This window comes from Spirochaetales bacterium (assembly GCA_016930085.1).
Classification (GTDB): domain Bacteria; phylum Spirochaetota; class Spirochaetia; order SZUA-6; family JAFGRV01; genus JAFGHO01.
Map to the genome: position 1 here is coordinate 1 of JAFGHO010000006.1, position 9,769 is coordinate 9,769.

Annotated in this window: 8 protein-coding genes; 3 read left to right on the top strand and 5 right to left on the bottom strand. The window is 50.7% G+C overall.

Annotated features, from left to right (window positions below; genetic code table 11):
* Together JW881_00505 and JW881_00510 are read right to left on the bottom strand one after the other, a co-directional pair.
* A partial coding sequence (locus tag JW881_00505; protein ID MBN1695965.1) for a DUF3160 domain-containing protein occupies positions 1 to 1,901 on the bottom strand: 1,901 nt, incomplete at its 3' end.
* A gap of 56 nt (positions 1,902 to 1,957) precedes the next feature.
* On the bottom strand, positions 1,958 to 4,720 hold the full coding sequence (locus tag JW881_00510) for a hypothetical protein (GenBank protein MBN1695966.1): 2,763 nt from the start codon (positions 4,718 to 4,720) through the stop codon (positions 1,958 to 1,960).
* Positions 4,721 to 5,142: 422 nt separating this feature from the next.
* On the opposite strand from JW881_00510, the gene JW881_00515 reads away from it, so the two are divergent.
* The 3 genes from JW881_00515 to JW881_00525 all read left to right on the top strand — a co-directional run bounded on the left by JW881_00515 (position 5,143) and on the right by JW881_00525 (position 6,236).
* Entirely contained in the window at positions 5,143 to 5,478 is a 336-nt protein-coding gene (locus tag JW881_00515) for a hypothetical protein (protein ID MBN1695967.1), read from the top strand.
* Positions 5,475 to 5,639, top strand: a complete 165-nt coding sequence (locus JW881_00520; protein MBN1695968.1) for a hypothetical protein — start codon at positions 5,475 to 5,477, stop codon at positions 5,637 to 5,639. The genes JW881_00515 and JW881_00520 overlap by 4 nt, the downstream gene beginning before the upstream one ends.
* A 168-nt stretch (positions 5,640 to 5,807) precedes the next feature.
* Positions 5,808 to 6,236, top strand: coding sequence for a hypothetical protein (locus JW881_00525; protein MBN1695969.1), 429 nt, complete (start codon positions 5,808 to 5,810; stop codon positions 6,234 to 6,236).
* Here JW881_00525 and JW881_00530 read toward each other — a convergent pair.
* The 3 genes from JW881_00530 to JW881_00540 form a co-directional block, all read right to left on the bottom strand.
* The gene (locus JW881_00530) at positions 6,221 to 7,519 is read right to left on the bottom strand and encodes an FAD-binding oxidoreductase (GenBank protein ID MBN1695970.1); all 1,299 of its coding nucleotides are present in this window, start codon (positions 7,517 to 7,519) and stop codon (positions 6,221 to 6,223) included. The genes JW881_00525 and JW881_00530 overlap by 16 nt on opposite strands.
* Positions 7,520 to 7,586: 67 nt before the next feature.
* Positions 7,587 to 8,231 carry a hypothetical protein gene (locus tag JW881_00535; GenBank protein ID MBN1695971.1) on the bottom strand — a complete coding sequence of 215 codons (645 nt, stop codon included), beginning with the start codon at positions 8,229 to 8,231 and terminating at the stop codon, positions 7,587 to 7,589.
* A 46-nt stretch (positions 8,232 to 8,277) separates the two neighbouring features.
* Positions 8,278 to 9,769 (bottom strand): PT domain-containing protein (locus JW881_00540; protein MBN1695972.1); only part of this gene is annotated, 1,492 nt, incomplete at its 5' end.

Genomic DNA, 9,769 nt, shown 5'->3' on the forward strand with positions numbered 1-9,769 from the left:
GCTTCGGGTAAAAACGCGATCTGAAGGTAACCGCCGGAGAATTCCCCGTAAATCTTTTCTTTTCCGACGACCGCGTAATCGAAAACAACCTGCTCGCCCGATGTCCCTTCTTTTGTATAAAAATACCGGACGACAATGTCGCCTAGATCATAGGTAATGTCGCTGCAATTGACGATATTGATATTGAACCTGATCTGATTGACGGAGGCCGTTTGATTAACACACCGGTATTCGATCTGAACGGGTTCCGGCGCCGTCGTCGGTACCGGAGTCGGTTCCGGGGTCGGAATCGAGGACGGGGTCGGTTCATAGTTGACGTTATCGCTGTGAAGCTCGGCCCATGAGGAAAGCTGCGTATTGAGTTTTTCCTTCAGCCAGGCGTCCCCGCTCATGAAAGCGGGCGCATACGCTTCTGCGGATGAGGAAAGGCTTTGAAGGGTATACAGCCAGTAATCGATAAAACTCTCTTTCCATTCCTCTTCCTGCCTCATCCCGTACTGCGCGCTCAATTCATCGAGTTTATCGCTTAATCCGGGATAATTGCTCATTTCTTCACCGTTCAGCTCGTATGCCGTCTGCGATGCGAAAATGGTGGAGGCGATATCGAGTCCGTTGGGAAGATAACGATCCGGTACGTGCGGGGAAAGCGTTTTTTCCATGATTTCATTATCGAGATAATACGGTTCTCCGAGGAATTGCACGTATTGAAGCAGATCGGGATCATGTTCCTTGAGTTCATCCTGGATGAGGGCAAGTTCTTCGAGATCGTTCAGAATGCCGTACCCTTCGTTTTCGTATTGGGTCTTGTAGTAATTCTTCATTACCTGCTCGACGGTAACCGGTGTGATACTTTCTTTTGAAATCGAAAGTTTTTTTATGAACGTGTAGATTTTATTCCAGAGATCATACATCTCCGTCCGCCCGCTTATCACATATCCCATAATGACGGCCGCGATAAACTGATATTCGTCGTTCAAAGGGTCGTTGCCGTCCGAATACGTGATTTTTTTCTTTCTCAGCCACTGCATCGCCCGGAAATACTGCTCGAGTTCGGGATCGCCGCTGTAATGGCCCCTCGGCTTGTAGACGGTGTAATCTTCACCCGTGGCCGAAGAGGTAAAGGTGTGGTCAACGATCTTTTTCAATATAACGTCTGCATCGGCGTTGATAATCCCCACATCTTCGCCCTGCACCGTTTGCCGGCCATTGATGAGGGCGTCCGCTACCGCCGAAAATATCCAGAGTTGACGGGCGGCCTCCTTGCAGATCGTGCCCGAGCCGCAACGATCGAACTCCGTCTTCACGCCGGTATTGAACATATCGAGAAGGGTCCGCAGATCCGATATCAGAAATTTGATCTCAACCGTCTCGAGCATATGCGCATAGGTGATATGAAAAATGTGGAGGAGGGCGTCGGAGGTTATAAAGGAAGGAACTTCGATATGGTCGGCGAGGTCGCAGTATGCTTCCGTTATCGTATCCATGGCGGGCGACCGGAGCACGAGAAAGCCGTTTTGAATGAGTTTTTCCTCTTCCTTCGCACTCAGCGGGAACGCCTTTTGCAGCGCGTACCAGTTGACCGGATAACCGGGAATGGGGGTCGGGGTTGCGATTAATTCACCCGGAAGAATATCGATAACGCCGATATACAATTGCGCGACCAAGAGACTGTCGACGATATTGATCGTGCCGTTTGCATCGGTATCCGCCAGTTCGAGGTCGATATCCTCGACCGGTCTTCCCACATAATACTGGGCGATAAGCAGGGAATCGACAATATTCCTCACGGAATCATGATTCACGTCTCCCAGATCATAGGAATAGAGGATGGGACCCGTCCAGACTAAAAATAATCCGATATACAATACGGCTTTCATCTTCTTCGTTCCTCTGATTTTCATTTTTCAAACCTCTTCCCGATCTGCCGCCCCGCAATACCGGGCGGACGCCCCCCGTTTCAGTCGACGGGCAACAAATCGATCACAATTAATCCTTCGTCTCCCCCGATGTCGCCGGTCGTCACATACGCGTGGCTTCCGGAAATCGATACATCGAGAATATCGGCACCGGCCTTATATGTTCCGGAACCAATCGGTTTGGAGTAATCTTCGACATCACTCACCGCCAGACCGCCGCCATAATCGGCAATAAAGACATATCTGCCGCTTGAAGCGAGTTTCGTCGCGTTTCCGGCAGTATCGAATGAAGCCTTCTTTACGGGCTTATCCGGGTCCGCGAGCGAAATGAGGGCAAGTCCCTCTTCCCCGTCAGCGATACAGGCACAGGAATCCCTGAGGAGAATATCGACGGCGCAGCCGGCTGTCCCGCAGGCGCCTTTGACTTCCGGTTCACCAGCCTCCGATACATCGATTCTCTTGAACCCCGAAAAACCATCCGCTATATAGGCGTATGAATCCTTTATTTCAATACCGCGCGCGTAATTGGACGTCCCGCATTCGCCGAGCAGTTTCGGTTCCACAATATTGGCGATCGAGTACACCTTCAACCCCGTATTCCCCCCGGTTTCCCAAAAGGTCACGTACAGGTAATCCCCCCACACATCGACACCGGTCGTATGATCGTCGATCCCGATCGAGGAGAGCCATACGGACTCGAGCGGATCGGTCACGGCGAATATTTCGACACCTTCATCCATCCCGCTCACAAAAAGATAATCACCGTAACAGAGAACATTTTTCGCGTCTCCCGCGGTCTTGATCGTCGTCGAGGTGAAAGGAGCGGAAGGATTCGATACGTCGCACACCGTAACGCCGTCCTCATCGGCGGCAACAAAAGCGTAATCCCCCATCAACGCGACACCGTAGCCCTTTCCTCCGACCCGGCAGCTTCCCGCCGGTTTCATGTTGCCCGGTGAGGCCAGAGAAAGAACACGCAGCCCCTGCTCATAACTCGCACAAAAGACGTGATTGCGATAAATCGCGACTCCCCTGACAAAGGGAATGTCACGGCAGGTTTCGATCACCACCGGGCAGGCGGCATCATGCATATTGATGACGGTAAGGCCGCCCTCCTCGTCAGCCACACAGGCGAGTATTCCGCTTACCGCGACATCGACGGCGGTTCCCTCCGTATTACACCTCCCCAGAAGTGACGGAAACGCGGGATTGTCCAGATTGTATATCCGGAGTCCCGAAAGGCCGTCCGCGAGGTAAAGGCGGTTCGCCCCGAGAATAAGTCCGCGGGCCTCATCGAGTGTCGGAAAAACCACCGGGCTGCCGGGATGTGCGGGATCGGAACAATCGATCACGGCAAGCCCTCCGGATGAGTCCGCCACGTAGACAAATGCCCCGTTCACCGCCACCGCGGAGGCATTCCCCGCGGTATCCATGGTACCCACGATCCCCGCCGTCTTGATGTTTTCCACATCAACGATCTGGAGTCCTTTCACATCATCGGCGATATAGACATAATGGCCGCGGACCGCCACTCCCATCGCATATCCCGGCGTATCAATATGGTTGACAATTGAAGCGCTTTCCGGTTCGCCGATGTCGATAATCTGGAGACCTTCATCGTCGTCCGCCACATACGCGTAAGAGTCCTTGACGGCAACGGCGCAGGCATTTCCCGTCGTATCGACCCTGCGGATGTGGCGGGGATATGCGGGGTTCCCGATATCGAAAATCAAAAGACCGGTTTTTCTGTCCGCGACATAGGCATACCCGTCTTTGATAACGCAATCCATGGCGAAATCCGGAGTATCGATCGATCCTTCGGGATTGCCGAGCGGAGGAAAAGCGGAGGGTAAAGCGGCATTGGAAGCGCTTCTGATACACGGCTGGTCCGCCGGTATGACCGAATAATAATAGCGCGTTCCCCGATGCACCTCCCTGTCCGTATATACGGTCGAATCGGTTTGACCCGATACGCACGTAAAGGGTCCTTCCGGGGATGTGCTTCTCAATACCCGGTAATAATCCGTTCCGGGGACGGGCGGCCACGCTACCGTTATCGAGTCGTACGCAGAAACAAGGCGGGGCGCCAGAGTGAGGGGAGAAAGGGGGATGGCCTGTACAGTGGCTGACCATTGGTCGTTTCCGTCCGCACAATGCCCCCTGAGAACAAAAGAATAGAGTCTCCCGTTCGTCAACCCGTCAGAATAATCATTCGGGGGCATCTGATAAAAGATACGGTTGCCGTTCGTCTCCGAGGGCTGGCTTCCGTCATCCGTATAATACAGGGTATACCCCTCGACATCGGGGAGGGGATCCCAATAAAACGCGACCGCCTGATTGTCCGGAACGACAGTGAAAGACGGGAACGCCCCTTTCTTCATTCTTACCGCAAGGACGCTTTTTATTCCGTTCCAGTCAAGGGCCTCGAACTCAATGACGATGTCGCCCGTAAACCAGGAAGAAGCGATCGAGGTGTCGAACGAACCGTCGGGTGAAAGGGGAATCGCGGTTTTTTCTGAATCGATGCCGTCGATTATATAGGAAAACGAGACAATCTTCCCTTTTGTTTGCGAATGCCGTGTGGCGTCCTCCACCGTCCCCTTTATTCTGATATAAGAGGAATAATAGCTGCCGTCCAAAGGTGACTCGAGAACAATGGTGGGGGGAACCGTATCCCGCAGCCGTACCATATCTTCGGATGAAATAATATGATCCGCGCAGGAAAACGATACGGCAATCGGCAATATCCACGAGAACAGAAAAAAAAGAAACGCGTCTGGATGAGAATGTCGGTTCTTTTTCATTTTCTTCACGTTTACCTTTTTGGTTTTTACCGCTATCCGGGTCGACGATATCGTTGCCGCCGCGACTCGCGCGAAGACAACCGGCCTGCCGTCTGCCGGTGTTTTCTTCGGCCGGTCTCCTACACCGGATTTTCTCCGCCATTTTATTTCACACACTAAAAGAAAAAACAGAAAAGATAATGGGTATCACCGGAAGCCGTTACTCTTTTATCTTTTCCTTTTTTAATTGATACTATTTCCCTATATTAAGTATATAACCAGATTTATTTGTAAAAAATAGGTTTTTCTCTGAGTATTTATATAGGCGAAGTATCTTATAGGGAAATAGGTAAATTCAATATTTTCACCGGAATGAAGGACATCCTTCGGACCGGAAAGAGCAATTGCACATCCGGCCGTATTTCCATATACTTTTTATGGTGATGAAAACGTACAGGCCGACGCGGGGAAATAACAAATGTCCGGATTTCAATACGATATTCCACCGTTACTCGTGGAAACCGATCAGGGGGTGTCCGGGCAGATATGTTTCCAATGCGGGAATGTCTTCCCTGACAATACCGGAAGTGGTCGGGATGGATATCGAGGTTCATTGTTGTACCGCCGCGGCAGCCAAAGACCCTGTCCTCTTCGCTGCTTTGACAGACGGCGGTATTATCTCATACAAAAAAGAGGACGGTTCCTTCGTTCATACCCTCAATACCGATTCAGGATTCAGGCGAAAACTAACGATGCTGGGATTGATGTCGTCGAAATGAACGGTTGCGTCGACGATGAGGTGATACGGGAAATCCGGATGCAGCCTGAAAGCCGTGAAGCGAGAAAGAGGATGACAGAAAAGAATTACCGAATCGCATCGCAGTTTTTCTCGTTCGACGTTCTCGAACATATGCCTGAAATCATGCTCATCTATTTTTAAGGAAACAAGGTAAACCACAACGGCCGCGTATCGTAAAAAGCGGTCAAAAAATAATTGGTAAAAAGACCGGTTCCAATTGATACATTGGTCGAGAGGTGTCATAATGAGAGCCGCCCGCCATTCGCCGAAACATAATCGGGCGGAATCTTTTGTGTGCGAGGAGTTGATATGAAAGAATTATATTCCAGGATAAAAAACGAAACAAAGGATTTCATTGCGGTAGAACAGATCAATGATTTTATTTCACTTATCTCGCCCTGGGAGGAGGAAATCGATAATTATTTTTTCCAGTTCACGGGAACCGCGGAGCTTCCGACTCTCGAGTTCGGATGTCATGCGGGAAACGTACTGCTCGACATCACGTTCTCCGAAAAAACAAGCAAGGTAAATGTCCTTTCGCTCCATTTTGTCGATTGGGTACAGCTGACGGAAACTTCGGAAAACGTTGAATTGAGCATCAATTGCAGCGGTAATAGGGCCTTCTATTATCAGGCACAGACACCTGAAACCAGACAACAGCTGAAAGACTACGGTATGGCTATTGCTTCGATAACGGGTAACATGGAGAAATGGGGAGGCCGTCACTCCTCCGGGTGAAGTTTCGAATAGATATCGTAAAAGGTATTGTGGGGGTCCGTCCTTTGTTTCACATAATCGTAATTTTCCTTATTGAATATACGCCAGAACTCCTCCGGATCGTAATAATTATGCGAGATAAGCGCCTTGAATCCGCGCAGGGCTGCGACCTTTTTTTCGAGTATCCTGTAATAGTTGACCCCATCCTGCGGTTGTCTAAAACCGTAAATTGCGAAATCGAAAAGCAGATTATCGTCCATACCGTCCATATGCCGGGGATTCAGCCATGGATAATGGGGAGTATAACGGTACGGAACGACCCAGAGAGGAAAATAATGAAAGCAATCCAGGTACCAGTCATAAAAATTACCGGCGGCCGTTACCGGGATAAATACGTCGACGACAATATCGGGCCGTTTGGGGTTCAGCAAAAGAAAATCAAAGCGGTTTGCGGTTTGTATGATATTCCGTGAACCAAGTAAGAAACGACCCAATATGGTTCTCAGAAGCGGATTTTCGAGCCCGTAGTTTCGAGTAATCCAATGGCAGTCCGCATCGTAGCGAAAAAAATAGTCGTAAATCGGGATATAATCTTCCGTTCTTTTCAGCGTCGATTTATAGTACACCTCCTGTTCATAAGTATTGAGATACGGGGCGTCGCCGACCATTGTCCCGATACAGAGAATGAAATCGCCCGGCGAGTGAATAATGCCGTCCATGAAATCGACATCCCTTTTCATAAAGTGATCCAGGATCGCGTTTCTGTAGGAATCGAAGGAACTATAATGAACATACTGCATATGGACATAAGGAAGGGCGGAAACAAGATCGAAGGTCAGTCTGGTAATGATCCCGAGTGTGCCGAAAGATCCGTGCATCATTTCGAATATTTTTTTGTCTTTCCGCCTTGAACATACGATAACGTCACCGGTTCCCGTTACCACTTCATATTCCATGCATGTATCGTGAAATCCGCCGTATTTATAGGACATCGACTCGATCGACATTCCGGACACCGCACCCCCGATGGTGATGTTTTTCAACTCCGACACACACATGGGGACAAGGCCGTATTCCAGCGTCCGGCACACGAGTTCCGAAAAGGTGACGCCCGACTCAGCGATACAGACGCGATTGACCGGATCGATTGAAATGATCTCGGTAAAATGACTCAGATCGATTCTTTTCGTATCAGTCTTTCTTTTAACCGCACCCGGTACCGTATGCGAATTGGTACGCTTCATCAGGGAACATTTCGCGCATTTGTTGTTTTTGATATGTTCCGCAATAGCCTTCGCTTTCATATGAGGATTTGATTATATCGGTATGTCCGATTTTGTCAAATAGTGAGAAAATATTTTTTTTTGGCACCTAAAAAAGCAGGCCGGCACCAAACGATAATTGGAGAGTATGGACATACATCGATTCGATAAAGAACTCGTATTCGGCCTTTACCGAAAGGATGACGAATTTCTCGAGAATAATACCGATATTAATCCCGGCGGCGAGGATCGGATCATAAAGCACATACAACGCTTCGGAATAAAAATGAAGACTGATATAATACCGCATTCCCGTATATAAGGCCGCCTTGATATGGACGTCCCCGGAGGCGGGGATGAGAAATTGATACCCCAACGACGCCCCCGCGTTGATAATCGAACATTCACCGAAATCGATCGAATAATCATCCGCCGGTCCCATAATAAACAATGATGCCGTTATCCCGATAAAAATGCCGGGGATTGTCGTCCCGGATGAAAAAAGCCTGTTGATCGCATAATTCTCATAGGCAAGAGACCCGCCGAACCCGAAATGGTAAATGTCCTTGTGGTAAGAAAGCGGCAGGAAACAGGTAAACTCCTGACCGAAAAAATGGTTTTGGCTGTAGAGGCGATCATTGCCGCTTTCAGCGTTATCGATGCCGGGCGGCGAATCGGGCGGGACCAGGTCCGGCTCGTCCGTTTCAGCGGACAGCGTCACGCAGGAGAAAAGAAGCAGGAAAATAAATAACATATATCCTGATTTATGCATGGTGACACACATCATCGGCAGATCTTTATTACGGCTCGTATCCCCAGACACGGGTGCCGTTGTGATAGAGGGTCACATTTTCCCAGTCTGCCGGAGGGTCTGCCGTCATTGAGGAATTAAAGGAATAATCGTTCGACTGCTCGTAATCGTTCGCCCAGTTTTCGGTATGAATCATGAACTGGATATCGGCAAAAACTCCCCCGCCAGCTATATCTCCCGCAGAAGCGTCAAAGCCGAGTTCGAAATATCCGCTTACGAAGGTCCCCGTCACGTTTACCGTGATGTTCCGGCCGCTGACCGTCGCGCTATTGATGACATACACTTCGGGATTCGGACCTTCCTTTGAATAGTAGTATCGTGCCTTGAACTGGCTCAAAGGATAACTTGCCGCATCATTGTTGACCACTCTGACTACTGCGCTTATCTGATTGGAAGTTAATGTAGTCACAAGACACCGGTACTGCACATTGAAATCTGACGCAGGTCCCGGGGTCGGTGTTTCCGTCGGGTCGGGGGTCGGCGTCTCTGTCGGGTCGGGGGTCGGTGTTTCCGTCGGGTCGGGGGTCGGCGTCTCTGTCGGGTCGGGGGTCGGTGTTTCCGTCGGGTCGGGGGTCTCACTCGGCATCGGTGTGCTCCCCTCCGGTTCGGTTCCCCAGACAAGCGCCCCGTCCAGGTACAAGGTTATATGATCCCAATCCAAAAAGTCCGTTTTCGAAGAATCGTAAGAATAGTCGTTTACCTGGTCATACATTATAGTATAACCCTTATTCCATTCGAGTTGCATATTCATCGATGCAGCCGGCGAACAATCTCCGGCGGCCGGGGCAAAACCGATTTCGATAAATCCGTCGTGTATTGTCCCGATGACATTATCATTGCCCACATCGGCAAAGTAGGCAGTGAAGGTTTCGGGCGCCTCTTCATCGATGGTATAATAGTAATGCAGCACGATATCGCTGTACGCGTAGGTAACGGCACTGTCATTTATAATCACCAAATGAGGTTTTATCTGATTCACAAACTGTTCCGTCTGCACGCATTTGTATTGAATCCTTAATCCCATATTGTATCCCGGTGTCGATTTCGGGATGGCCGTCGGCCCGGCCGTGGGCACGGCTGTCGGTTCTGCCGTCGGCTCCGCCGTGGGTTCAACAGTCGGCTCCGCTGTCGGATCAGGGGTCGGCTCCACTGTAGGTTCTGCCGTCGGTTCGGCGGTGGGTTCGGCGGTCGGCTCTGCCGTGGGTTCAGCGGTGGGTTCGGCCGTCGGCTCTGCCGTGGGTTCTGCGGTTGGATCGGGTGTCGGCGTTTCCGTCGGGTCGGGCGTCGGTGTCTCTGTGGGGTCGGGCGTCGGTGTTTCCGTCGGGTCTGGGGTTGGTGTCTCCGTCGGGTCGGGCGTCGGTGTCTCTGTGGGTACAACTGTCGGTTCGGCGGTGGGTTCCGCGGTCGGCTCGGCAGTGGGTTCCGCAGTCGGGATTGGTGTTTCGGTCGGTTCCGCCGTCGGTTCGGCAGTAGGTTCCGAA

What these genes read in the sequence shown, in the direction of transcription:
- JW881_00525 (MBN1695969.1), top strand. Translation starts at nt 5,808, where the DNA reads ATGAAAGAATTATATTCCAGGATAAAAAACGAAACAAAGGATTTCATT.
- JW881_00520 (MBN1695968.1), top strand. Translation starts at nt 5,475, where the DNA reads ATGAACGGTTGCGTCGACGATGAGGTGATACGGGAAATCCGGATGCAG.
- JW881_00530 (MBN1695970.1), bottom strand. Translation starts at nt 7,519, where the DNA reads ATGAAAGCGAAGGCTATTGCGGAACATATCAAAAACAACAAATGCGCG.
- JW881_00515 (MBN1695967.1), top strand. Translation starts at nt 5,143, where the DNA reads ATGAAAACGTACAGGCCGACGCGGGGAAATAACAAATGTCCGGATTTC.
- JW881_00510 (MBN1695966.1), bottom strand. Translation starts at nt 4,720, where the DNA reads ATGAAAAAGAACCGACATTCTCATCCAGACGCGTTTCTTTTTTTTCTG.
- JW881_00535 (MBN1695971.1), bottom strand. Translation starts at nt 8,231, where the DNA reads ATGTTATTTATTTTCCTGCTTCTTTTCTCCTGCGTGACGCTGTCCGCT.